This is a genomic window from Tardiphaga sp. 172_B4_N1_3, assembly GCF_052076035.1.
Taxonomy (GTDB): domain Bacteria; phylum Pseudomonadota; class Alphaproteobacteria; order Rhizobiales; family Xanthobacteraceae; genus Tardiphaga; species Tardiphaga robiniae.
Window position 1 is genome coordinate 3,124,253 of the sequence record NZ_CP197238.1, and the last position, 24,908, is coordinate 3,149,160.

At 63.2% G+C, this 24,908-nt stretch carries 22 protein-coding genes and 2 riboswitches; of the genes, 8 read left to right on the forward strand and 14 right to left on the reverse strand.

The window, feature by feature from the left end:
• Window positions 1-138 precede the first annotated feature (138 nt).
• Window positions 139-978, reverse strand: a complete 840-nt coding sequence (pucL, locus tag AB7783_RS14810; RefSeq protein WP_441278046.1) for a factor-independent urate hydroxylase — start codon at window positions 976-978, stop codon at window positions 139-141.
• 203 nt (window positions 979-1,181) lie between these two features.
• Between pucL and AB7783_RS14815 the strand changes: the two genes are divergently transcribed.
• Complete coding sequence (locus AB7783_RS14815) at window positions 1,182-2,576, forward strand: nucleobase:cation symporter-2 family protein (RefSeq protein ID WP_441278047.1); 1,395 nt, start codon at window positions 1,182-1,184, stop codon at window positions 2,574-2,576.
• A 179-nt stretch (window positions 2,577-2,755) separates the two neighbouring features.
• Here the strand turns inward: AB7783_RS14815 and AB7783_RS14820 are convergent, their stop codons facing one another.
• The 6 genes from AB7783_RS14820 to AB7783_RS14845 form a co-directional block, all read right to left on the reverse strand.
• Complete coding sequence (locus AB7783_RS14820; protein WP_441278048.1) at window positions 2,756-3,529, reverse strand: substrate-binding domain-containing protein; 774 nt, start codon at window positions 3,527-3,529, stop codon at window positions 2,756-2,758.
• A gap of 186 nt (window positions 3,530-3,715) precedes the next feature.
• Window positions 3,716-4,603 (reverse strand): 2-oxo-4-hydroxy-4-carboxy-5-ureidoimidazoline decarboxylase, encoded by an 888-nt coding sequence (gene uraD, locus AB7783_RS14825; RefSeq protein WP_441278049.1) that lies wholly within the window; start codon window positions 4,601-4,603, stop codon window positions 3,716-3,718.
• A 24-nt stretch (window positions 4,604-4,627) separates the two neighbouring features.
• The gene (gene puuE / locus AB7783_RS14830; RefSeq protein ID WP_093756689.1) at window positions 4,628-5,563 is read right to left on the reverse strand and encodes an allantoinase PuuE; all 936 of its coding nucleotides are present in this window, start codon (window positions 5,561-5,563) and stop codon (window positions 4,628-4,630) included.
• Window positions 5,563-5,976 (reverse strand): DUF3830 family protein, encoded by a 414-nt coding sequence (locus AB7783_RS14835; RefSeq protein ID WP_068735441.1) that lies wholly within the window; start codon window positions 5,974-5,976, stop codon window positions 5,563-5,565. The genes puuE and AB7783_RS14835 overlap by 1 nt, the downstream gene beginning before the upstream one ends.
• A 986-nt stretch (window positions 5,977-6,962) precedes the next feature.
• Window positions 6,963-7,217, reverse strand: coding sequence for a hypothetical protein (locus tag AB7783_RS14840; protein WP_309948294.1), 255 nt, complete (start codon window positions 7,215-7,217; stop codon window positions 6,963-6,965).
• Window positions 7,218-7,352: 135 nt separating this feature from the next.
• A complete protein-coding gene (locus AB7783_RS14845) occupies window positions 7,353-7,595 on the reverse strand; it encodes a hypothetical protein (RefSeq protein ID WP_441278050.1) in 243 nt (80 codons plus the stop codon).
• A 137-nt stretch (window positions 7,596-7,732) separates the two neighbouring features.
• Between AB7783_RS14845 and AB7783_RS14850 the strand changes: the two genes are divergently transcribed.
• The 5 genes from AB7783_RS14850 (at window position 7,733) to AB7783_RS14870 (ending at window position 13,898) form a co-directional block, all read left to right on the forward strand.
• Window positions 7,733-9,028, forward strand: a complete 1,296-nt coding sequence (locus AB7783_RS14850; RefSeq protein ID WP_441278051.1) for an O-acetylhomoserine aminocarboxypropyltransferase — start codon at window positions 7,733-7,735, stop codon at window positions 9,026-9,028.
• A gap of 3 nt (window positions 9,029-9,031) precedes the next feature.
• A complete protein-coding gene (locus AB7783_RS14855; RefSeq protein WP_441278052.1) occupies window positions 9,032-9,820 on the forward strand; it encodes an alpha/beta fold hydrolase in 789 nt (262 codons plus the stop codon).
• A gap of 46 nt (window positions 9,821-9,866) precedes the next feature.
• Window positions 9,867-10,070, forward strand: a riboswitch (cobalamin riboswitch).
• Window positions 10,071-10,102: 32 nt separating this feature from the next.
• Window positions 10,103-12,100 (forward strand): TonB-dependent receptor plug domain-containing protein, encoded by a 1,998-nt coding sequence (locus tag AB7783_RS14860; protein WP_309948298.1) that lies wholly within the window; start codon window positions 10,103-10,105, stop codon window positions 12,098-12,100.
• Entirely contained in the window at window positions 12,094-13,119 is a 1,026-nt protein-coding gene (locus AB7783_RS14865; RefSeq protein ID WP_441278053.1) for a FecCD family ABC transporter permease, read from the forward strand. The genes AB7783_RS14860 and AB7783_RS14865 overlap by 7 nt, the downstream gene beginning before the upstream one ends.
• Window positions 13,116-13,898: an ABC transporter ATP-binding protein gene (locus tag AB7783_RS14870; RefSeq protein WP_441278054.1), complete on the forward strand. Its 783-nt coding sequence runs from the start codon at window positions 13,116-13,118 to the stop codon at window positions 13,896-13,898. Before AB7783_RS14865 ends, AB7783_RS14870 begins: the two co-directional genes overlap by 4 nt.
• 12 nt (window positions 13,899-13,910) lie before the next feature.
• Here AB7783_RS14870 and cobD read toward each other — a convergent pair whose 3' ends face one another.
• Window positions 13,911-14,897 (reverse strand): threonine-phosphate decarboxylase CobD, encoded by a 987-nt coding sequence (cobD, locus tag AB7783_RS14875; protein WP_441278055.1) that lies wholly within the window; start codon window positions 14,895-14,897, stop codon window positions 13,911-13,913.
• 9 nt (window positions 14,898-14,906) lie between these two features.
• On the opposite strand from cobD, the gene AB7783_RS14880 reads away from it, so the two are divergent.
• Both AB7783_RS14880 and cbiB read left to right on the forward strand, forming a co-directional pair.
• The gene (locus AB7783_RS14880; protein ID WP_441278056.1) at window positions 14,907-15,770 is read left to right on the forward strand and encodes an ABC transporter substrate-binding protein; all 864 of its coding nucleotides are present in this window, start codon (window positions 14,907-14,909) and stop codon (window positions 15,768-15,770) included.
• Complete coding sequence (gene cbiB, locus AB7783_RS14885; protein WP_441278057.1) at window positions 15,770-16,738, forward strand: adenosylcobinamide-phosphate synthase CbiB; 969 nt, start codon at window positions 15,770-15,772, stop codon at window positions 16,736-16,738. Before AB7783_RS14880 ends, cbiB begins: the two co-directional genes overlap by 1 nt.
• Here the strand turns inward: cbiB and AB7783_RS14890 are convergent.
• The 6 genes from AB7783_RS14890 to AB7783_RS14915 are packed head-to-tail and all read right to left on the reverse strand — an operon-like array spanning window position 16,711 to window position 24,552.
• On the reverse strand, window positions 16,711-18,198 hold the full coding sequence (locus tag AB7783_RS14890) for a cobyric acid synthase (RefSeq protein ID WP_441278058.1): 1,488 nt from the start codon (window positions 18,196-18,198) through the stop codon (window positions 16,711-16,713). The two genes, cbiB and AB7783_RS14890, sit on opposite strands and share 28 nt — an antisense overlap.
• Complete coding sequence (gene cobO / locus AB7783_RS14895) at window positions 18,198-18,827, reverse strand: cob(I)yrinic acid a,c-diamide adenosyltransferase (protein ID WP_320445086.1); 630 nt, start codon at window positions 18,825-18,827, stop codon at window positions 18,198-18,200. Before cobO ends, AB7783_RS14890 begins: the two co-directional genes overlap by 1 nt.
• Window positions 18,824-22,546 carry a cobaltochelatase subunit CobN gene (gene cobN, locus AB7783_RS14900; protein ID WP_441278059.1) on the reverse strand — a complete coding sequence of 1,241 codons (3,723 nt, stop codon included), beginning with the start codon at window positions 22,544-22,546 and terminating at the stop codon, window positions 18,824-18,826. Before cobN ends, cobO begins: the two co-directional genes overlap by 4 nt.
• Before the next feature lie 15 nt (window positions 22,547-22,561).
• Window positions 22,562-23,575 carry a cobalamin biosynthesis protein CobW gene (gene cobW / locus AB7783_RS14905; protein WP_441278060.1) on the reverse strand — a complete coding sequence of 338 codons (1,014 nt, stop codon included), beginning with the start codon at window positions 23,573-23,575 and terminating at the stop codon, window positions 22,562-22,564.
• Window positions 23,576-24,106 carry a bifunctional adenosylcobinamide kinase/adenosylcobinamide-phosphate guanylyltransferase gene (gene cobU, locus AB7783_RS14910; protein WP_439072557.1) on the reverse strand — a complete coding sequence of 177 codons (531 nt, stop codon included), beginning with the start codon at window positions 24,104-24,106 and terminating at the stop codon, window positions 23,576-23,578.
• A complete protein-coding gene (locus AB7783_RS14915) occupies window positions 24,103-24,552 on the reverse strand; it encodes a DUF1636 family protein (RefSeq protein ID WP_089265284.1) in 450 nt (149 codons plus the stop codon). Before AB7783_RS14915 ends, cobU begins: the two co-directional genes overlap by 4 nt.
• 109 nt (window positions 24,553-24,661) lie before the next feature.
• Window positions 24,662-24,852: riboswitch (cobalamin riboswitch) on the reverse strand.
• Window positions 24,853-24,908: the final 56 nt, after the last annotated feature.

Sequence of the window (24,908 nt, forward strand, 5' to 3'; positions counted from 1 at the left end):
GAGTTTGCCGCAGCATCGCGCCTTGCCCCTCACCCGGATCGCAAGGGCGATCCGACCTCTCCCCGCCTAGCGAAGCTTCGCTTCGCGTGGGGGCGGGGAGAGGTTAAGAACGCTCGGCGCTCTTGTCTTCGCCGCGAACTACCCCCGCCCCACCGTGCATTCGATCTGCCCGTGCGGCTCGTCCGTTGGCAGGAACACGTCGTTGTTGTTGTCGAGACCGAACGCCGAGAGATTCATCAGGATGTAGTGGATGTTCGGACAGGCCATGCTGATCTCGGAAATTTCCGGCACGGCGGCCAGCACCTTCTCGCCCATGCGATACAGGCTGTTCTGCACGCTCGGACTATAGGTGGTCGCGAATTCCTTCAGCAGCGTGTCCAGAATTGTCTTGTTGGTCGCGGGATAGCTCGCCGGCTTGCCGGACCATGTCCATGACGCCAGCATCGATGTCGCGCAGATGCGGTCGTTGGTCGGCTGGATCGTCGAATATTTGTCGGTGTAGTAATTCTCCCAGCCGGATTGCGTCGACTTCATGAAGGTGAAACCGTCGAGGCCCGAGCTCATGACCGTGCCGTCGCGCGTGGCATGGATCTCGACGGTCGGCTTGCCGTTGCTATCGAGCAGGAATGCGTGCGGGTGTAGTTCGCCGTCGACAGCGAGGCGCGCCCACTTGGTCTCATGCGCAGTGATGCTGACGGAACTCGCCTGCGGATACAGGTCGAGATAGCGCTTCGCCAGCACCTGGCAGAACTCCTCCGTCGACAGCGCGGTATTCTCGCGCGCCACCACGTTGACGATGTTCTTGATGGTGTCGGTGGATGTCGAGGTGGAGTTGTCGGCGTCGGTATAGGCCCGGCCAAAATCGCCTTCCAGCATCGCCTTGATGCTGAGCTGGCTGACATCCTGCTTGTCGCCGTCGCGATGGATCCGCATGATGCGGACACGGCCTTTTCCATATCTGTTCTTGATGAGCGGCACGCACGACCTCCAGTCTGTAGTGGCAACCGCGGAACTTCGGTCGCCGGGCAATATATTGAGCAATGCTCACTTTCGAGCAACCTTCGTGCCACCGGTCACCGCACCACCGGGGCGAAACGGCCTTCAGCGGCATCTGGCACGAGGTTTGTATCTGACGATCATAATGCCACGATATTTCATCACCTAAGCAAGGGGCTAGATCAATGACAGTGAGCGTCCATCCCGTCGACGAGATGCTACCGACGCCGCGCCTGCTCGCGCTGGGCCTGCAGCACGTGCTGGTCATGTATGCCGGCGCGGTGGCCGTGCCGCTCATTATCGGCCGCGCCCTGAAACTGCCACCTCAGGACGTGGCCTTCCTGATCTCCGCAGACCTGTTCGCCTGCGGCCTGGCGACCCTGGTCCAGTGTATTGGCTTTCCCGGCGTCGGCATCCGCCTGCCGGTCATGATGGGCGTCACCTTCGCCTCGGTCGGCCCGATGCTGTCGATGGCCGCCGCTCCGGATATCGGCCTGCTCGGCATCTATGGTTCGGTCATCGCTGCCGGAATCTTCGGCATCATTGTCGCGCCTTTCATCAGCCGGCTGCTGCCGCTGTTTCCCCCCGTGGTCACCGGCACCATCATCATGGTGATCGGCATCTCCCTGATGCGCGTTGGTATCAACTGGGCTGGTGGCGGACTACCCATGTTCACAAAGATGATCGATGGCGTTCCGCACACGTTCCCCAATCCGGCTTACGGCCAGTTGCAGGGGCTCGGCATCGCGCTGTTCGTGCTGGTCGTGATCCTTGCTTTGATCAAATGGGGCACCGGCTTTCTGTCCAACGTCTCGGTGCTGCTCGGCATCATCGCGGGCGCGATCCTTGCCAGCGTGCTCGGCGTGATGCATTTCGACAAGGTCGGCACTGCCGGCTGGGTCGATATCGTGCTGCCGTTCCATTTCGGCATGCCGCAATTCCATCTCGTGCCGGTCGTCACCATGTGCATCGTGATGATCGTGGTGATGATCGAGTCCCTCGGCATGTTCCTGGCGCTCGGCGAGATGACCGACCGCAAGGTCGACCGCGATGCGCTGACCAAAGGCCTGCGCGCCGATGGCGTCGGCACGTTCCTCGGCGGCATCTTCAACACCTTCCCCTACACCTCGTTCTCGCAGAATGTCGGCCTTGTCGGCGTCACCGGCGTGCGCTCGCGCTGGGTCACCATTGCCGGCGGCGGCATCATGCTGGTGCTCGGTCTGCTGCCGAAGATGGCCGCGCTGGTAGAGTCCGTGCCGCAGGTCGTGCTCGGCGGCGCCGGCCTCGTGATGTTCGGCATGGTCGCGGCCACCGGCGCACGCATCCTCACCGCGGTGGACTTCAAGACCAACCAGCGCAACCTGTTCGTGGTCGCCATCTCCGTCGGTTTCGGCATGATCCCGCTGGTGTCGCCGAATTTCTTCAAGGCGCTGCCGCACAACCTGCATCCGCTGCTGGAGTCGGGCATCCTGCTCTGCGCGCTGGTGGCCGTGATCCTGAACGCGTTCTTCAACGGGGTCAGCAGCGCCGAGACCGCGAAGGCCGAAGCGGCGGGCGTGGCTGCGGCTGCGACGCATTAGTTTGCCTCTTAACCTCTCCCCGCTTGCGGGGAGAGGTCGACGTCCGCATGCGAAGCATGTGGGCGTCGGGTGAGGGGGACTCTCCGCGAACGCCACGGCTCGTGGAGAGTCCCCCTCATCCGTCGTCGCTTCGCGACGCCACCTTCTCCCCGCAAGCGGGGAGAAGGCAAACAGCCGCCTCACTTCACCTTCGGCTCAAGCCCGCTGGCCACGATCACCGGCGCTGCCTGCTTCGAGGACAGAAACGCGATCAGCGCCTTGCCGGCATCGGGCTGCGGCGCGTTGCTCGCGAGCCCCGCAGAGAACACGGTGATCTTCTGCAGCTCCGCCGGCAGCTGGCCGACGATCTCGATGCCCTTGACCGGCTTCAATTCGCTGATCTGCTGAAAGCCGATCTCGGCCTCGCCCCTCGCGACGATCTCGCCGACCGGCGTCGCCGGAATCTTGCGCGCCTTGTCCTTCATGGCGTCGGCAATGCCGAGCTTCTCGAACATCTCCTTGCTGACATACACGCCGCTGGCGCTGTCCGAATAGGCCACGGTTCTGGTCTTGAGCAGCGCCACCTTCAGCGTATCCGCCGAGGACAGGTCCGGCTTCGGCGCGCCCTCCTTCACGGCAACGCCGATCGGCGAATCCGCGAGATCGACGCGGCTGTCGGCGACCACCTTGCCCTTGCTGACGAGATCGCCCAGCGCATAGCCCACCATGATCAGCACATCGGCCGGCTCGCCGCGCGCCAACCGCATCGGGATCGCCTGCGGCGTCTCGCCCATCGACGGCCCATAGGCTGTGACGACCGTATTGCCTGTTGCCTTCTCGAATTGCGGCACCAGTTCCTTATAGGCTGCCGTGAAGCCGCCGGAGATCATCACATGGACTTCGGAGGCGAAGGCGCTGGCCGTGGCGATGGATGTGAATGCCGCGACCAGCAGCAGGCGATTAATGCCACGCATGACGTTCTCCCTGATTTTTGTTTTGTTATGAGACGACCGATTTGGGTCGAATGTAGGATGGATAACGCACTTACCTCTCCACCGTCATTGCGAGCGAAGCGAAGCAATCCAGTCTTACTCTGTGGCCTTCTGGATTGCTTCGTCGCTTCGCTCCTCGCAATGACGACGGAGAGTGAGGAGTCCCCCTCAGCTCCCGCGATACGTCCCATAGCTCCACGGCGTCACCAGCAGCGGCACGTGGAGATGACCTTCGGGCTCATAGACCGAAAAGCGCAACGGGATCTCGTCGAGGAACGGCGGATCGGACATCGGCACATTACGCTCCGCAAAATAGCTCCCAACCTTGAAAGTCAGTTCATAGCGTCCGATCGGCACCGGGCGGCCGCCGATCAGCGGCACATCGGTGCGGCCGTCGTGATTGGTCAGCGTGCGCGCAATCACGCGGCTGACGCCAAGCTTCGACAATTCGACAAGCTCGACCGAAATCCCCGCCGCAGGTCTGCCGCTATGGGTATCCAGCACATGGGTCGAGAGCCGGCCATGCACCTGTAGGCGATCCGGCCCGTCGACCAGCAGATCGGTGCGCAATGCTGCGATCTTGCAGATTTCGGCGACCGATGCGGTGACCTCGGCGGCCGGGTCGTTGGGCAACCGCTTCTCGAAATCCGCGAGGATGGAATCCTTGGTGTGACGACGGACACAGACGATGTAGGGGAAGCCGAACTTCGCTCGATAGGCATTGTTGACGCGATCGAAAGCCGCATATTCGGCCTCCGACAGCCGGTCGAGCCCGACGCTGTTCTGCTCGGCATTGGATTCCGCCGTCAGGAGATCGCCGCGTTGCGTTTTATCGGCGAGATCCGGATGCGCCTTGATCAGCGCCAGCCGCTGACCTGCAGCCGCCTCCTCCACCACCTTACGCATCGCGGCGAACAACTGCTTCACGCCCGCGAAGGGCCTGCTCTCCGCCGCCTTCTCCGCGATCCACGGCGAATATTCGAAGATATTCGCCAGCGCCGCGACGAAATCCGCTTTGCTGCAGGCGTTGAGTTCGTCGAGCGTCTTCTCTGTCATGACAGGGCTTATCCCAATCCTGGTCTATCCGATGGCACGGGCGTCGGCGGCGAGATGTTTCAGATTGGCGTGCCAGTGCTCGGCGATATCAAGACGCGTCGGCACCCAGACGCGCTCGTGGCTCGCGATGTAATCGAGGAACCGCATCAGCGACGCCGCACGTCCGGGCCGCCCGACGACGCGGCAATGCAGGCCCACGGTCATCATCTTCGGCGACGTCGCGCCTTCCGCATACAGTACATCGAACGAATCCTTCAGGTAGGTGAAGAACTCGTCGCCGCCACCAAAACCCTGCGGATTGACGAAACGCATGTCATTGGCATCGAGCGTATAGGGGATGATGAGCTGCGGTTCGCTGGGTCCCTTGATCCAGTACGGCAGATCGTCGGCATAGCTATCGCACAGATACTTGAAGCCGCCGGCTTCCATCAGCAGGCGAATGGTGTTGATCGAACTGCGGCCGGTGTACCAGCCGGTCGGGCGTGCGCCGGTCGCCTCGGTATGCACGCGGATCGCCTCGGCAATCTCGAAGCGCTCCTCGGGCTCCGACATATCCTTGTGCTCGATCCACTTCAGACTGTGGCTGGCGATATCCCATTTCGCCTCCTGCATGGCGGCGACGATTTCGGGATTGCGCTGTAGGGCGGTGGCGACGCCGAACACCGTTGTCGGCATGTTGCGCTCGGTGAACATTCGCCACAGCCGCCAGAAGCCGGCACGCGAGCCATATTCGAACATGGATTCGATATTGGCATGGCGCTGGCCCGGCCAGGGCTGCGCACCCAGTACGTCCGAGAGAAACGCCTCCGAGGCGCGATCGCCATGCAGGATGTTGTTCTCGCCGCCCTCTTCGAAATTGACCACGAACTGCACCGCCACGCGCGCGCCATCCGGCCATTTCGGATCGGGCGGATTGCGGCCGTAGCCGCGCAGATCGCGGGGATAGTCGCTCCCGGCCATCAGACCATCTCGAAACGGACGGGTTGCGCACCCTTCCAGAGCACGGTCTTACCCATCTCTTTCAGATTTTCGAGATTCGAGGTCAGCGTAATGAAATGATTGCCGGCCAGTTGGCCCATCTTGCTGGCAAAATGTACGCCGCTATAGGCCAGCAGGATCTCGGTCTCGCTGATGCCGCCCGGATACAGGATGATGTGGCCCGGCGCCGGGAACGACGTGTGGTTCTCATAGGGCACGCCGAAATCGAGATCGCCAAGCGGCATCCAGACGCCCTCGCCGCTCCAGCGCACATGGATCGCCTGGCTGACGAACGGCATCGCCTTCTTGAAGGCGGCGACGGTCTTGGGGGCGTCCTTCTCCTCGAATTTCGCGTCGAAGGTGAAGTCGCCGACATGGACTTTGAGCTGGCTCATCCGTGGAATCTCGTAATTGGAGTGACTGACAGTGATCCATCCAGATTGCAGCAGAGGGCGAAAGAAGCAAGCCGCAGTTTTTGGCGGTCCAACACCGTCATTCCGGGGCACGCCAATTGGCGTGTCGGAGGGCGAGGTTTCGGCGCAGCCGAGAGTGCGAACTTGGCCTCCCGACCCACTCTCGTCATTCCGGGGCGCGGCCGGCACTTGCCGGACGCGAACCCGGAATCTCAGAGAGTTTTGCGCTGAACAGGTCGAGATTCCCCGCCACTCGAATTGGAGTGGCTGAGGTTCGTCTGCGCGACGGCGCGCAGCCGCCCTCAGGCAAACCAATTGGTTTGCCGGGGAATGACAGTTTGGAGCGGCAAGACAGCGCCAAACATATTTTCCTATCTTGTATTGACAATATCCCGATATGGATTATATTCCCCAATGTCCGGCCCTGATGAGAGGGGCGAGCGCGATCGTCACGTTCGCGGGGCTGGATGCGGTGGACGCCGGAGATGCGGCGTCACGCGGTTTGGGGGTGACGTCTGTCTTCGGGCAGGACGGATCTGCGCCAGCACTGCCACTGGCAAGGAGACGGCCGGCCTTCGGATGGAAAGACGCTCTGGACAGTGTGACGGACGACCAAGTCAAAACGTGCCCGGCCTATTCGCTTGAGGCTCCCTTCCCATCGCCTTGGGACTTTAATTCGCGATCGGAGCGTTCGTCGAGGCAAAGTGCAAGCAACCGAAAAAACACCGCAGGCGGAACGCTGGGCAATCGCTCGTGCTTCCGAAAGTCCTGATGCATTACCCCTTGCGGAAGACCGCATTCGCATCAGGCCCAAGGGTGCATCGGGCACCCGGCGTTCCGCACGCCCTCTTGAAGGGGGCGAGGTAGGAATGCTCATAGCTCGGACGCGCAAGCGCCGCGAGAATGCGGGTGCATGTTTTGAGGACAGTGGCTGTTTGAAATTTGAATCCTGCAATGATGCGCTGCCGCTATCGTTCATCACTCAGCGGTGGCTTGAACGTCAGCGGTGATTCCATCGCACGCTGCCTCGCGCGATCGACGGCCTGTGCAAAATCCTGCGCATCGAACCATGGCTCATCGCGCATCAACGCATCCAGATCCTCGTTCCAGATCTGCGACACCTCGATATCGAACTTCATATTGTACTTCTGGCTGACAGCCTGAATTCCGTAACCGGTCACGGCCCATTGTTTGCCGAGCCAAAACACATCCCGATGCAGCACCACATCTACGCCCAATCTCGTCCGGTATCGTACAGAGACGAAAAGAACCCCAACCTGATGAGGGTGAGGCTCTACTGAACCGGTCTAGTCCATCAAATTTTAGCAACATCGTCCAGCGTTGAGAACAACGCCGATCTAGATGCGACCATTCTCGTTCGGCGGCTGTGGGTGCTGCGCCTTCTGCGCCCGTTCCACATCGGCCTTGTTGGCCTCGTGGCGTCCGATCACGCACCCCGCAACGACGCCGACCTTGCCATGTCCTGCATAGTGGCCGGCGATTCCGCCAATGATCGCGCCTTTGATACAGCCTTTCGCCTCGGCCGCAACCGATGAAAACGCGAGACCGGCAACCGCAGTGCACAGCAGCAATTTCTTCATGATAACTCTCCCGCGTGATCGACCTCGTACAAGTCGCCACCCCGCATTTCGTTCCATCAGTTGAAATATCGCCGACTCACACTCGCATCCGATTCGTGCCATAGATGGCGCAAATTGCGTCCAGGGATGAAATCACCATGCCAGCACCCAAACCGCCTGCTTTCGAAACGCTGAGTCTGCATGCCGGCCAGCATCCGGACGCGATCACCGGCGCGCGGGCCGTGCCGATTTATCAAACCACGTCCTATGTGTTTCAGGATTCGGATCACGCTGCTGCGCTGTTCAATCTCGAACGCGCCGGCCACATCTATACGCGCATTTCCAATCCGACGACGGCGGTGCTGGAAGAGCGCCTCGCCGCACTCGAAAACGGCGTCGGTGCGGTGTGCACGGCATCAGGGATGGCGGCACTGCACCTCGCCATCGCCACATTGCTCAATGCCGGCGATCACATCGTGGCGTCGTCCTCGCTCTATGGCGGCACCATCAACTTGCTGGCGCATACGCTGCCGCGCTTCGGCATCACCACGAGTTTCGTCAAGCCGCGCGATCTCGACGCCTTCAAGGCGGCGATCAAGCCGAACACGAAACTGGTCATCGGCGAGACCATCGGCAATCCCGGCCTCGAAGTGCTCGACATACCCGCCGTCGCCGACATCGCCCATGCCGCGAAGATTCCGCTGCTGATCGACAATACTTTCGCGACGCCATTCCTGTCGCGGCCGATCGAACTCGGCGCCGATATCGTGATGAACTCCGCCACCAAATGGATCGGCGGCCACGGCATCGCTATCGGCGGCGTCATCGTCGATGGCGGCCGCTTCGACTGGCACGCATCCGGCAAATTCCCGCAGCTGACCGAACCCTATGCCGGCTATCACGGCATCGTCTTCGACGAGCAGTTCGGCAATGCCGCCTTCATCATGCGCGCCCGCACCGAAGGCCTGCGCGATTTCGGCGCGTGTCTCTCGCCGACCAATGCATTCCAGCTGCTACAGGGTGTCGAGACGCTGGGCATTCGCATGGAGCGCCATATGGCCAATACGCATGCGGTGCTGGCGGCGCTCACGGCCAACAAGGCGGTCGACTGGGTGCTGCATCCGTCGCTAGAGAACCATCCGGATTACGAACTCGCGAAACGCCTGCTGCCGCGCGGCGCCGGCTCCATCGTCTCGTTTGGTATCAAGGGCGGCCGCAATGCCGGCCGCAAATTCATCGAAGCGCTGAAGCTGACCAGCCATCTCGCCAATGTCGGCGACGCCAAGACACTGGTCATTCATCCCGGCAGCACCACGCATCAGCAGATGGATGCGGAGCAGCTCAAGGCCGCCGGCATCGGCGAGGAGCTGATCCGTCTCTCCATCGGCATCGAAGCCGCCGATGACATCATCGATGACCTCGCGCAGGCGCTGCGCATCTCGCAAAAGGGCTGAGCGATGCAACTCACCGTCAACGGTCACGAGACCTATATCGCGAATGGCGGCCGCACCTTCGATCCATCGCTCCCGGTCGTCGCGATGATCCACGGCGCCGGCTTCGATCACTCGACCTGGGCGCTGCATACGCGCTGGTTCGCGCATCATGGCTTCGCCGTGCTGGCGCCGGATCTGCCCGGCCATGGTCGCTCAAAGGGTGAAGCGCTCACGACCATCGCCGATCTCGCAGACTGGACAGCAGCATTGATCGAGGCTGCGGGCGCAAAGACTGCACGGCTGATCGGCCATTCCATGGGCTCGCTGATTGCGCTGGAGACCGCAGCGCGGCATCCCGGTAAAGTCACACGCCTCGACCTGATGGGCACGGCAGGGACGATGACCGTCGGCCCGGATCTGTTGAAGGATGCCGAAGCCAATCAGCATTCCGCTATCGATATGGTGTCGATCTGGGGGCTCGGCTTTCGCGCCGAACTCGGCGGCAGCCTCGCGCCGGGGTTGTGGATGCATAGCGGTGCGCAGCGCGTGCTCGAGGCCACAAGGCCGGGCGTGCTGTTCGCCGATCTCAACGCCTGCAATACATACCAGAATGCGCTGACCGCTGCGGGCCAGCTTGAAATCCCGGTCACGCTCATCCTCGGCGAACGGGACATGATGACTCCTGCCAAGGCCGGCAAGACCCTGGCCGCCGCATTGAAAAACGCCCGCACGGTGATTCTGCCGGGTACGGGCCACATGATGATGGTCGAACGTCCCGACGACGTGCTCGCCGCGCTACAGCACGAGCAATAGAGTCCACAACGCGGTGATGGCTGTTGCACCGCGCTGCGCGCTGTGCTTCCTGTCTGTCGTTATCGGTGCCTCCGCGAGGAGGTGAAACGGGAATGCGGTGCGGGGAAATATCCCCTATGCCGCGGCTGCCCCCGCAACTGTAAGCGGCTATTCCAGGTCCACAAAGCCACTGAATTTGCATCGCAGATTCGGGAAGGCGGACCGGGAGACCACCGCGAGCCAGGAGACCGGCCGGTAACGAGTTTCACACTCGTTCGACGGTGGGTCGACGGAAGGGGTTAAATGACTATCCGGAATTTGGCCGCAGGCACTGCGGCCGTTGTTGTTCTGTCCTGCTCTCACAGTGCTGCGCATGCGCAGTCCAGTGCCGAGCAGCTCTCCGAAATCGTGGTGACGGCGGACAGAGCACCCGAACAACTCAATCGCACTGGCAGCTCGATCAGCGTCGTCTCAGGCGAAACCATTGCGACCAGCAATCCCGGCTCTCTGGTCGATGCGCTGCGCACCGTGCCCGGTCTCGACATCACCGAAACCGGCGGCCCTGGCGGCACCACCAATGTCCGCCTGCGCGGCGGCAACACTGGCCAGACGCTGGTGATGATCGACGGCATCCGCGTCAACGATCCCACGGCGGCGTCCGGCGATTTCGAATTCGCCATGTTCACGCCTTCGGCGATGGAGCGCATCGAAGTCCTGAAGGGCCCGCAGAGCGCACTCTATGGATCAGACGCCATGGGCGGCGTGATCAATATCATTACCAAGAAGGGCTCGGGCCCTGCGCAAGTCAACGTGCGCACCGAAGCCGGCAGCTATGGCACTGTCATGACGCAGGGATCGCTGACCGGCTCCAACGGTCCGTGGTCCTACGCTTTCACAGGTGGCGGTCAGCATTCGAACGGTTTCTCGCGCTTCGGCTATCGCATCCCTCAGTTTGAAGCGCTGTACCCCAATCTCGAACGCGACGGCTTTGATCGCGTCGGCGGATCGGCCAGGATCGGCTACGATGCCGGCGAAGGCATCCGGCTGGAATCCGGCTTCGTGTCATCCTTCACGCGAGCCGCCTATGACGGCACTTTCAGTCCGACGTCGAAAGCGGTGCAGCTTCCCGACACGCCTTCAAATGTCACGCGCCTGCTTCAAACCGTTTACGGCCGCGTCTCACTGGATTCATTCGGCGGCATTCTCACGCATAATGTCACCGTGTCGAACACGCATACCGAGCGTTCGAACTACGACGTAACCTATCGCACCAACATGCTGCCGCAGAACACCACGACCAATATTCTCGACTACAATGGTGACAGCCTCGGCGCAGAATATCAGGCAAACCTGAAGCTCGGCGCATTTGGCTCGCTGATCTACGGCGCCAAGACGCAGAGCGAGACAGCAAAGACCTACACGACCGCCATCCTGCCGATACCGGCCGCTATCACACCCGCGCTGGCGAAACGCCAAGATACCAATTCGGTCTTCGCGCTGTGGTCGGTCCCCGTAGGCGAACGTCTCAACATCACATTGGGCGGCCGCGTGGACGACGTCGTGGATGTCGGGCGCTTCGAGACATGGCGTGCCACGGCCGCCTATACGATTACAGAAACCAGCACCAAGTTCCACGCCAGCGCAGGTACCGGCGCCAAGGCACCGACACTGTTCCAGCTGTATTCAACGGCAAACGGCACGCCGACGCTCAGCCCGGAGCAAAGCTTCGGCTACGACGCCGGCGTCGATCAGAGCCTTTTCAACGGCCGCGTGGTGGTCTCGCTGACGGGCTTCTCGAACGACTACAGCAATCTGATCAACTTCGTGACGCCGACGGGAAGCCCCGGTTCGTGTCCCGTTGCCCAAACCACAGGCTGCTACATCAACGTCGCACGCGCCGAAACGAATGGTCTCGAAGTTGGCGCCAATGTGGACGTTATTCCGGGCCTGATGAAGTTCAACGCAGCCTACACCTACCTGCACGCGCAAGATCTCGGCAATGATACAGTGCTGGCACGGCGCCCGAAGAACTTCGCCCGCTTCGCGCTCACGATTACGCCGACCGACAAGTGGATGATCGAGCCGCGCGTCACGACCGTGTCGAAGCGCTTCAGCAGCGCCAATCAAGTCGGTCAGGTGGATGCCTATACCCGCGTCGATCTCTATACCGAGTACAAAATCGATGCGAACTGGAAGGTCTTCGCCCGCGGCGAGAACATCCTGAATGAGCATTATCAGGAAGTGCTGAACTTCGGCACCACGGGGCCTGCGGCTTACGCAGGCTTCAACGCCACATGGTGACCGCAGCGCCAGCAGTACGCCGCCGGACGATCGCGACCATCGCGCTCGTCGGTCTTGTGACGCTGCTGGCGCTGGGCTCGCTCGGCACGGGACCCGTCAAACTCTCGCCGCTGACGGTGCTCGATGCACTGTTCGGCGGCAGCAGCGATGTGCATCAGATCATCGTGCGCGAAATCCGCCTGCCGCGCGCGATTCTCGCACTTGCCATCGGCGCGATCCTCGGTCTGTCCGGTGCCGCGCTGCAGGGCCTGCTGCGCAATCCCCTTGCCTCGCCGTCGCTGTTCGGCGCGCCACAATCGGCGGCCTTCGGCGCGGTGCTGATGATTTCGCTCGGCTGGGCCGATGTCCGCTCATGGGCGCTGCCGGTTGCCGGCATCACGATGGCGTTCCTGTCAGTCTTCGTGCTGCTCGGCATCGCCGGCCGCAATGCGGGTCTGCTGCTGCTGATCCTCGCGGGGCTTGCGATCTCAAGTCTCGCAGGTGCTGCGACGGCGCTGGTGATGAACCTCTCGCCAAATCCTTTCGCCGCACTTGAGATCGCGTTCTGGCTGCTCGGCTCGCTGGAAGACCGCAGCTTCCGTCACGTCACGCTGGCATTGCCGTTCATCATCGCCGGTGCAATCATTTTGATGAGCCAGCGCTCGGCCTTTCGTGCATTGAGCCTCGGCGAAGAGACCGCACAGAGCCTCGGTGTCCATGTGAGCCGCCTGCGCCTGCTGGTGATCCTCGGCGTCGCGCTCGGCGTTGGCGGCGCTGTAGCCGTCACCGGCACGATCGGCTTCATCGGCCTCATCGCGCCGCATCTGATGCGCCCGATCATCGGCCATGATCCCGCGCGCCTGCTGATCCCGAGCGCATTGACCGGCTCGGCGCTGTTGCTGGCCGCGGATATCGCCGTGCGCATCATCCCGTCGACCACAGACATCAAAGTCGGCGTCCTGACCTCGATCATCGGCGTGCCATTCTTCCTCTATCTCATCATGCGCGAGCGGCGCGCTCTGGGCGGAGGCGTCGCATGACCGATCAGGCGCTGCTGACCGCGAGCAATCTGAGCGTCACGCTCTCAGCGCGCGAGGTGCTGCACGATGTCTCGCTCTCGCTGCACCGACAGCACCTCGTCGCCCTGGTTGGCCCGAACGGCGCCGGCAAGACGACGCTGCTGCGCGCGCTGGCAGGCTTGCAATCGTCCACCGGCGCGATCCATGTCGCCGGCGACACACTGGCGTCCTTGTCGCTCCGCGAGCGCGCCAAGCGCTTCGGCTATCTGCCGCAAGGCCATGTCGTGCATTGGCCGCTCGACGTGAAGGACGTCGTCGCCCTTGGCCGCTATCCGCATGGCGCGACCGATCCGGCGCGGCTGACATCGTCGGACAAGGCTGCGGTCGAACGCGCCATGCAGGCCACCGACGTCGTCGCCTTTGCCGATCGGCGTGTGACCGAACTCTCCGGCGGCGAGCGCAGCCGCGTCGCGCTCGCCCGCGTCCTTGCTGTCGAGGCCCCGATCGTACTGGCGGATGAGCCGACCGCATCGCTCGATCCGCGCTACCAGATCGACGTCATGACAAATCTGCGCGATGTCGCTAACAGCGGCGTACTGGTGATCGTGGTGACCCACGATCTCGGCCTCGCCGCGCGCTTCGCCGATACGGTGCTGGTGATGTCCGATGGGCGCCTCGCTGCGCAGGGCGCGCCGCGACAGGCGCTGTCCGATGACATCGTCGCCAATGTGTTCCGCATCAGCGCCTATCGCGCCGAACACCGGAACGAAACGATTATCCTGCCTTGGGCGGGAGTCTGAGCGATGTGGCGGCTATTTCGCCAGCGCAGCAGCAAGCCGGCTCAGAGCAGCCGCATCGGGCGGCAGGCCGAACCGCAGCAGCTCATGGCTCCAGTCGAAGTGGCGACACCAGATCTGCTGCCGGGCCAATGCGGCATGCCATTTCAAAGCGTCGGCATGTCGCGCCAACCTGTACAGCGGCGTGCCGCCGACAGTCTCGAAACCGGCATCGGCCAACACGTTGTCGAGCTTGATGCCTTGGGCGACCAGCGCGACGCGAGTCTGCGTGGCCCAGCGCTCGTCGCGCAAGGCGGCCGCACCGATAACCTGTGCGGGACCGGAACAAGCCCATGGACCAATAGCGGTCGCGATACGCTGCGCGATCAGCGGCGCCGCGAGCGCGAAGCCGAGACGTACGCCCGCGAGACCGTAGAATTTTCCGAAGGAGCGCAGAATAACAATCGGCAGTGTCGCGCACAGGCCGACGGCACTGATCGCGGGATCGACATCGGCGAAGGCTTCATCGATCACCAGCCAGCCGCCGCGCCGTTGCAAGATCGCCGCAACATCGGCGAGCTCATCGCGCTTGACGACACGCCCGTCGGGATTGTTGGGATTGACGATCACGACATGCCTGGCATGATCCGGCAGCGCGCTGAGGCTGCCGATCACGCCAACCTCATGTCCGCCGGCACGCCAGGCCGCGACATGTTCATTGTAGGTCGGCCCTACGATGGAAACAGCTCCCGGCACGGCGAGATGCGGCAGCCACTGGATCAGCGCTTGCGTACCGGCAGCGGCAACGACGTCCACGCCACTCGGCACGTGGTAAGCGCTGCGCGCAGCGGACAGCAGCGACTGTTCGTCGGCGCGGGTTGGCAGGCGCTCCCAAAGATGGCTCGGCAGGTTGGCAGGAATCGGCCACGACCATGGATTGATCCCGGTCGAGAGATCGAGCCATTGGTCCGGCGCGCCGCCGAATTCCGCCATCGCCTGCGTGAGATCGCCACCATGCTTCATGCCTGTGTCATGCCATCATATCGGGCGAAGCGCGAGAGGCTTTGGCCGCTCGCGGCTGCGACACTCGCGCTGCTCGCATGGGCGCCGCTGCAGGCCAGTGCGGCCGATCTGCCGCGCATCGCCTCGATCAATCTCTGCACCGATCAACTGCTCGTCACCCTCGCCGATCCCGAGCAGATTTTGGGCCTCAGCCCCTATGCGCGCGATCCGTTCCGTTCGTGGGACAAGGACAAGGCTAAGGCGTTCCGCCTGCTGTCCGGCGAGGCCGAGGACGTGCTGGCGCTGAAGCCGGATGTCGTCGTCGCAGGCCGCTTCACCAAGCGCGCGACCCGTGAACTCCTGAAGGACAAGGGACTGAAGGTCACCGAATTCGATCCCGCCCGCTCGCTCGACGACGTCAAGAAACAGCTCCGCCAGATGGGCGCGCTGGTCAAGCATCCGGAGCGTGCTGAAGCCGAAATAGCGAAACTGGATACTGCAATCGCGCAGGCCCATGCCGCCGTACAGCGCAAGCCGTTGCGCGTGCTGGCGGTGTCGCGGCGCGGCTGGGTGTCCGGCGGCGAAAATCTGACCACGTCGTTGCTATCAGCGGTCGGGCTGCGCAATGCCGGCGGCGAGCTCGGCCTCAAGGCTGGCGGCTTCGCCTCCTTGGAGGCGATCGTCACGCTGAGGCCAGATCTGCTGCTGGTCACCGACAATACCGATTTCGCCGAAGACGAAGGCCGCGCCTTCCTGCTGCATCCCGCACTGGAGAAATTCTATCCCGCATCGAAGCGACTGGTTCTGCCCGAACGCCTCACCGCCTGCGGCGGTCCGACCATGGTGGAAGCACTCGACCGATTGGCCGCCGAAATCAGCCGCGTGGCGCCCTGATGCTGGTGCATGGCGACGCGCTCCTGCTGGTGGTCGCCGCGCTGCTGCTCGATGCCGTGATCGGCGATCCCGACTGGCTGTGGCGCCGCGCACCGCATCCCGTGGTCTGGATCGGCAGCGGCATCGGCTGGCTGGAACGCCGGCTCAACCCTGAGAGCTGGTCGCGTCGGCAACGCAAGCTGGCCGGTATCGTCACCATCATCGCGCTGGTCAGTGTCGCAATACTTGTCGGCGGACTGCTTGCCGATCTCCTCAACGACAACTGGATCGGCTTTGCAATCGAAGCCCTGATTGCCTCGACACTGATTGCGCAACGCAGCCTGTATCAGCATGTGGCCCGCGTGCACCGCGCTTTCACCGAGGGCGGATTGCCCGCAGCACGCCAGGCCGTCGCCATGATCGTCGGCCGCGATCCCGAGCGGCTTGATGAAGGCGGCGTCGCGCGCGCGGCGATCGAATCCACCGCCGAAAATTTCTCCGATGGCATTGTCGCGCCGGTGTTCTGGCTGGCGCTGCTGGGATTGCCCGGTTTGATCGCCTACAAGGCCATCAACACGGCGGACTCCATGATCGGTCATCGCAGCGCACGATATCAAAATTTCGGCTGGGCCGCAGCGCGGCTCGACGATCTCGTCAATCTGATCCCGGCGCGCCTGTCGGGAATATTGGTCGCGCTCGCTGCGCCGGTTGCACGGGGATCAATCATCTCGTCATTGAAGATCATGATGCGCGACGCTTCCAAGCATCGTTCGCCCAATGCCGGCTGGCCGGAAAGCGCCATGGCTGGCGCGCTCGGAATCGCGATCGCTGGACCGCGTGTCTATGCCGAGGGCGCCGTCAACGATCCCTATCTCAATGCCGAAGGCCGAACCGCAGAACCTGACGACATCGGGCGGGCACTTCGCGTGTTCGTCGCGGCTTGCGTCTTGCAAGCCACAATCTATGCGGCGCTGGCGCTGCTGCTCTGACGGCTGCGGGCAATCTCGATCAGCCGATCGATATCGAGATGCTTTTCGCAATGATCGGCCAGCGCATCGAGCGCGGCTTCAATCTGCGCATCATAGGCCAGCGACGAAGCTATGCCGAGATTGGCCAGCCATGCCTTGCGGAACGCATCCCCGGTGAACAGGCCATGGACATAAGTTCCCTGCACCCGTCCATCGACTGACGCAGCACCATCAGGTCGTCCATCGATCATCACGAGCGGCCGCGCGCAGTCGTCACCCTCGCTGCGACCGAGATGGATTTCGTAGCCTTCAATCGCGGCGCCAGTCGCACAATGCGTACCGGTGACCAGCGTCGTGGATTTATCCGCGCTCATCAGCGTCGCGATATCGAGCAGGCCGAGCCCTTCCACAGTGCCTGGTGAACCATCGACGCCATCGGGATCGGCGATCGTACGGCCGAGCATCTGGTAGCCTCCGCACAGGCCGAGCACATGACCACCGCGGCGCACATGTGCCTTGATGTCGATGTCCCAGCCCTGCGCACGCAGGAAGGCGAGATCGCCGATGGTAGATTTACTGCCGGGAATGATGATCACGTCGGCATTGCCCGGAATGGCTTCGCCCGGCCTGATGAAGACAAGCTTCGCGCCGGGCTCCATGCCAAGCGGATCGAGATCGTCGAAATTGGCGATCCGCGCCAGCACCGGCACCGCGATGATACGGGTCGATGACGAGGCATGGGTGCGATCGAGATCGACGGCATCCTCGGCGGGCAGGAACGCCGCCTGCGGCAGCCATGGCAACACGCCGATGGATGGCCAGCCGGTCAGCCGCGTGATCGCGGTGAGGCCATTGTCGAACAGGCTGGGATCGCCACGAAACTTGTTGACGATGAAGCCGTGGATGCGCGCACGCTCCTCCGCCTCAAGCACCAGATGCGTGCCGGCCAGGCTCGCAATGACGCCGCCGCGATCGATATCACCGGCGAGCACCACCGGAATGTTGGCCGCGGCAGCAAAGCCCATATTGGCGATGTCGCCGGCGCGCAGATTGATCTCGGCCGGGCTGCCGGCGCCTTCAACCAGAACGATGTCCGCCTGATCGGCCAGCAGCGAAAAACTTTCAAGCACCGCCGGGAGGAGTGCAGCTTTCTTCTCCAGATAGTTCTTCGCCCGCAACGCGCCCCAGCGCTTGCCCTGCACAATCACCTGGGCGCCGGTATCCGTCTCCGGCTTCAGCAGCACCGGATTCATATGGACACTTGGCGGCAACCTGGCGGCCCGCGCCTGCACCGCCTGCGCACGACCGATCTCGCCGCCATCGACCGCGACAGCAGCATTGTTCGACATGTTCTGTGGCTTGAACGGTGCCACCTTCAAGCCACGCCGCACCAGTGCCCGCGCCAGCCCAGCGACGATCGTCGACTTCCCGGCATTGGAGCCGGTCGCCTGGATCATCAGCGCAGGCGTATTCAGGTTCATCAGAATTCGATGCCCTTCTGGCCTTTAATACCAGCGCGGAACGGATGCTTGATCAGCGTCATCTCGGTGACCAGATCGGCCATCTCGATCAGTTCGGGCTTGGCGTTCCGGCCGGTGATGACAACGTGCTTGTCGGCCGGCTTCTCGTCGCGCAGGAAGGTCAGGACTTCATTGAGGTCGAGATAGTCGTAGCGCAGCACGATGTTCAGTTCGTCGAGCAGCACCAGACGATGGCGGTCATCGCGGATCATCTCCTTGGCGCGCTCCCAGCCCGCGGTCGCGGCAGCAATGTCGCGTTCGCGGTCCTGCGTGATCCAGGTGAAGCCCTCTCCCATAATGTGCAGCGTGACGAGATCCGGGAAGGTCTTCAGCAACCGCGCTTCGCCGGTGTCCCATTCCGGCGACTTGGTGAATTGCACGATGCCGACCGGATAGCCGTGACCGATATGGCGGAACACCATGCCGAGCGCTGCAGAAGTCTTGCCCTTGCCGGTGCCGGTATGAACGATCAACAGGCCCTTCTCGCCGACCTTGGTCGCCATGATCTTGTCCTTGGCCGCCTTGTGCTTGGCGGCCTTCTCCTTGTGGCGCGCGTTCTCGGCGGCTTCGTCGTGGGCGGTCCCGGTCATGCGATTTCCTTTGCGATCTCTTTGTGTACCTGCGGCAGAAGTTCGGCAATCAGATCGGCAGCGCGATTGGAACGCGGTGTCCACAGATCCCGGCGAATGGCTTCGGCAAAGCGCGCCGCCGTCTCACGCAGTGCCGCGGGATTGGCAGATGCCATAAAGCCGCGAACTTCGTCATTTTCCAAATAGGAGGCGAACAACTGATCGAAATGGTGATTGGCGACCGCATTGGTGGAGGCCGCGAAACCGAACAGATAATCAACCGTGGCCGCGATCTCGAACGCACCTTTGTAGCCATGGCGCATCACGCCGGCGATCCATTTCGGATTGGCGCCGCGGCCGCGCACCACGCGCGAAATCTCATGCGCCAGCGGCCGGGCAATCGGCGCTTCGGGGCGCGACGTATCGATATGGGCGATGCGCGGCGCCGAGCCACGCAGCGTCTGCACCGTCGCCGCGAGGCCGCCGATGAACTGGTAATAGTCGTCGGAATCCAGAATGTCGTGCTCGCGATTGTCCTGCGCCTGCGCGACGAGATCGACGCCCCTCAGCCGTTCGGCGAATTCGCCTCGCGCGTCCTCGCCATCGGTTCCACCGCCATAGGCATAGCCGCCCCAATCGAGATAGACCTCGGAAATGTCGGCACGATTACTCCAGCCACCCTCATCCATCAGCGCCTGCAGGCCCGCACCATAAGCGCCGGGCTTGGAGCCGAACACACGGCGCGTCGCCTGTCGCCGTGCGATCTCGCAGGTCATGCCACCGGCTTCGAGCGTGCGGGCACGCGCGCGGACATTGGCGGCAATAGGATTGGCGTCGTCGGGTTCGTCAAGTTCGGCCACGGCACTCACGGCGGAGCCGATGATGTCCATCTGGGTCGGGAACGCATCGCGGAACAGGCCGGAGACACGGAAGGTCACATCCACGCGTGGGCGCTTCAGCTCAGACAGCGGCGTAATGGCAAAGCCGGTGACACGGCCGGAGGTTTCCTCCCACAGCGGGCGCGCGCCAATCAGCGCCAATGCCTGCGCGACATCGTCACCGCCGGTGCGCATATTGGCCGTGCCCCAGGCCGACAGCGCAATCGCGCGCGGCCATTCGCCGGCCTCCTGCCAATAGCTCTCGACCAGCCGTTCGGCCGCCAGTTGCCCGATGCGCCAGGCGGATGGCGTTGGCACGGCGCGAACGTCGACGGCGAAAAAATTGCGCCCGGTCGGCAGCACATCGGGGCGTCCACGCGTTGGCGCGCCAGATGGACCGGGCCGCACGAACTGCCCGTCGAGTCCTCCGAGGAATGCGGCCGTCTCCGCGCCACCGCAAGCATCGATGGCGGGTCGCAGTTTCACATTGATCCAGTGAAGTACATCGGTGGCGCGCGTCCAGGTGGGATCGCAGGGCAGCTGGCCGGAGACAAGTTGCAGCGCCAGCCTTTCGATTCGTTCGACGGTGTCACCTGCGGTGCGCCACACCGCATGGCTGACATCGGCAAGAACACCGGGGCGCGGGCCGAGATAGTCATCGGCCATATCACGGGTCAGAGGGTCGAACGCACCAAGCCCGAGATCGGCAGCCAATGCGCGATGCAGTGACGCATCCTGCGGCTTGATATCGGAGCGTGGCAGGCGCGCGATGGACACCAGGAGATCATTGCGCTGGGCGTCCTCGGGTACGCGGCCAAAGATGTGCAGTCCGTCGCGGATCTGCATTTCCTTGAGATCGCAGAGATGCGCATCGAGCGCGCGCAGCGCCTCGCCCGTCGGCGTGTCGCGGGTGACATTGACGTCGGCATCAATCTGCTGCGCGCGGGCGAGCGACAGGATGTCTTCGGCGATCACGGCAGCGCGCTTGGGATCGAGATCGGTCGCCATGGCATATTCGTCGACCAGATTCTCCAGCCGCGCCAGATCGTCGTGCAATTCGGCCCGCGTCATCGGTGGTGTCAGGTGATCGATGATCACGGCGGAGGTGCGGCGCTTGGCCTGAATACCCTCGCCGGGATCATTGACGATGAACGGATAAAGATGCGGCAGCGGACCGAGTACGGCATCGGGCAGACAATCGGCTGACAGACCGGCGCTTTTCCCCGGCAGCCATTCGAGATTGCCGTGCTTGCCGAGATGCACCACCGCATGGGTATCAAAGCCGCGGCGCAGCCAGAGATAAAAGGCGAGATAGTGATGCGGCGGTACCAGATCGGGATCGTGATAGGTGCTCTTGGGATCGATATTGTAACCGCGTGCCGGCTGCACACCGACAGTGATATTGCCGAAACGATGCAGGCCGAGACGGAATGCACCGTCGACCACATGCGGATCGTTCTCAGCTTTGCCCCAGCGTGACTCAATAGCCAGCCGCACATTGGTCGGCAGCGTCGCAAAGGCCGCGTGATACTCAGCCAGCGGCCACGTCACGCCACCGCTTCGCTCCGCGCGATCGGCAAGCGCATTCGTTGGACCCTGTTGCAATAGCTGCATCATGGCGGCCGTCGTGTCAGGCGCGTCACCAGTGCCGTAGCCGGCTTCGCGCATCGCGGCGATCACATCGATCAGGCTCTGCGGCGTATCGAGGCCGACGCCATTGGCAAGGCGTCCATCGCGATTGGGATAATTGGCCAGAATCAGCGCGACGCGTCGTTCGCACGCCCCAGCGCGGCGCAAGCGCACCCAGGCGCGCGCCAGATCAGCGGTCGCATCAATCCGATCCTGCACCGGCTGCAATGTTGTCGGCGCAAAGCCGCCGTCGCTGGCGCCACGTTCCTTGAAGGCGATGGCATTGGCGAAGATGCGGCCATCGACTTCCGGCAACACCACATGCATCGCCAGATCGCGCGGCGTCAGGCCGCGAGTAGAGGCTTCCCAGCTGGCGCGCGAGATGCCGGCCTGCGCGACCTGCAGAATCGGACAGCCTGACGCCGACAACACGCCGGCATCGTCATGCGCGGTCGCAGTGGCGAAGGCCGTCGCGTTAATGATGATATCGGGCGGATAGGCCGCAAGCGCGGCGCGCAGGAAAGCCGCGGAGCGCTCATCCTTCAGGCTCGTGACGTAGAGACAGGCCGCGTTGAGGCCGCGCGCGTCGAGCGACCGACGCAATGCATCGATTGCCGCAGTATCGCCGCCGGCCACCAGCGCGCGGTAGAAAATCACAATCGCATTCGGCCGGTTATCCCCCGCGGGTTCACCCGGCCAGAAGCCGGCCGAAGGCATCGGCCGCGCAACAGGCGGCTCCTCTCCGTGACCGATCAGATGCGCGGCATAGCGCAGTGCCAGCTGCGCGTTGTCGACGCCGCCCTCGCTGCAATAGCGCCACAACGCATGGGTTTCGTCGCTGCTGACCGTGCCGCGGGCGGCCAGTTCGGCATTCCAGTCCATCTCGCCGGGCAGGCAAGCAAACTTGGCGCCGCGGCTCAATGCGTCGCTGCGCAGGCTCTCGACGCCATGGGGCCAATAGCTGATACCGCCGAGCATGCGCAGCACCACGATCTTCGCCCTGGCCAGCGTTCGCTCGACATAGAGATCGACCGACGCGGGATGGCCGAGCGCCAGCATGTTGGTGAACCGCACGCTGGGGAAATCGCCCGGCAGTGTCGCATGCGCAGCATTGAACGCCGCCAGATCGCTGTCAGCCGCCGACAGCACGACGATATCGGCGGTGTCCTGCCCGAGATCGCGGGCGACGTCGCCATCGTCAATGCTGCCGGAGATATCGAGCTTCAGATGCATGCGGGTGAACCTGCGTTACCCGGCGAGTGCCTTTCGCACGGCGTCGCCGTCGAATCCCTTGAGGCCGATGACCACCAGATGCTCGGCCTGCATCACGTCCGGCCGGGCGAAGGCGAGTTCAACGCGGGCACCCACGGCCTGCACGACGATCGGAGCAGATTTATCGGCGATGCGGGCATGGCCCTTCACACGGAGGACGCCGTCGAGGCCAAGCGCGTCGCTGATGCGCGCACGCATCGCGTCGATGCTCGCAGCAGCGGTGGGTTTGACGACGATGCTGTCGAAGTCGTCATGGTCGTGTTCTTCTTCCTCGCCGTGATGGCCGACACGAGCGGCCATGTCATCTTCGGCTGCGGCATTGAGGCCGATCAGCACCGATGGCGCGAGATCGCCCTTGGAGCGCACGATGCTGACACCGGGGCGCAACACGGCTTTCAGCTTGGCTTCGATCTCGGCGAGCTTTTCTGGAGCGACGAGATCGCTTTTCGACAAAACCACCAGATCAGCGCAAGCGAGCTGGTCCTCGAACACTTCCTCGATGGGGTCGTCGTGTTCGACGCCTTCGTCCTTGGCGCGCTGTTCGGCAACAGCGTCTTCGTCCAGCGTGACACGGCCTTCAGAGAGCGCCAGTGCGTCGACGACAGTGACGACGCCATCGACAGTGGCGCGAGTCTTCACCGCTGGCCAGGCAAAGGCCTTCAACAGCGGCTGCGGCAGCGCGAGGCCGGAGGTCTCGATGACGATGGCATCGAGTGGACGCTCGCGCGACAGCAGCTTATCCATGGTCGGCACGAAGTCGTCGGCGACGGTGCAGCAGATGCAGCCATTGGTAAGCTCGACGATATCGCCGGGCGCACAGGCCCTTGCCGCGCATTCCTCGACCAGACCGCCATCGAAACCGGCATCGCCGAATTCGTTGACGATCACGGCGATGCGGCGGCCATCGGCCTGGGTCAGCAGCGAGCGCAGCAGCGTGGTCTTGCCGGCGCCGAGAAATCCGGTGAGGACGGTGACGGGAACGCGGGACATTCAATTCTCCTGGGAACGCTTGAGCCAGAGCGGAAGTCCGGCTGCGATGAAAGCAACATTCGGCACGGCGGCCGCGATGATCTGGTTGAGCCGCCCCTGCGCATCGCGAAAAGCGCGTCCAAGTGGCGTCTCCGGCACGAGACCGAGGCCGACCTCGTTGGACACGAACACGATTGGATAGCGCGAGACATCGAGGAAGCGCACCAGGCGCTTGGCTTCGATTTCCGGATCGCGCTCGGCAAACATCAGGTTCGACAGCCACAGTGTCAGGCAATCCACCAGCACAACGCGCCCGACCGTGGCCTCACGCGTCAGCGCATCGACCAGCGCCAGCGGCTCTTCCACGGTGATCCAGCCTTCGCCGCGCTGCTTGCGATGCTGCGCGATGCGGGCATGCATCTCGTCGTCACCGGCCGTCGCAGTGGCCAGATAGATTTTCGTCAGGCCGATGCCATCGACCAGCTTTTCGGCGAAGGACGACTTGCCCGAGCGCGCACCACCCAGCACCAACGTGGTAGAGGTCGCGGTCATTTCGGCGCACGCCCATCTTCAGGCGACCAACGCATCGGCGGCACGCGCGCGACCATGCCCTTGCGCAGCACCTCGGCGCGCTCGCGCCATGGCACCAGGCCGTAGTCGGCCTTCTGATAGGACTCCACGAAAGACACCAGCGCCGCGCTGCCGCTATCTGTCTGCAGGTCGCCGAACAGGAACGTGTAGCCATCAGGGCTCGTCACCGCGACGGTTGCTGGCCGCTTGCAGACGCTGAGACACTGCACAGGACGCACCATCACGGCGGCATCGCCATCGCCGAGCGCGGCCTTCACCGCATCGAACATGTCCGGCCCGACGATCGTGCCGGTTTCGGCGGCCTTGCAGCTGATGCACACACTCACGACAACGGGACCAGCCGGCACGGGGCGCGGCGGTTCGACCGAAATTTGTTCGCCAGAGATATCGGCGCTGTCGTGATCCATTACGTGCTCAGTTCATGCCCTCGCGGGCCTACGAGCTTTGTTGGATCGCGCCGACAGCATGGCCGTCGGTTCGCTCCCGTCCGGTGCACCCCGCCCCGACGACGCCTCCAAAGCACAGTTCGTGATGGCAGGTCTCCTGGCTTGCGAGTCACAGCCTGTTGCCGCCTTCCCAAGAATTCTGAAGAATTCCCAGTGGCACCGGCGCGGGCTCGTCGCTTACAGTTGCGGGGGCAGCGCCGGCCTCAAACCGGCTTCCCTATTCACCTTCCACGCGGAAGGACCATCGCAAAAGACGCTAGCTGCCGGGTGCGCCGGGGTCAACCGCGCCGACGGACTGTCGCCCGGACCTGTTGACC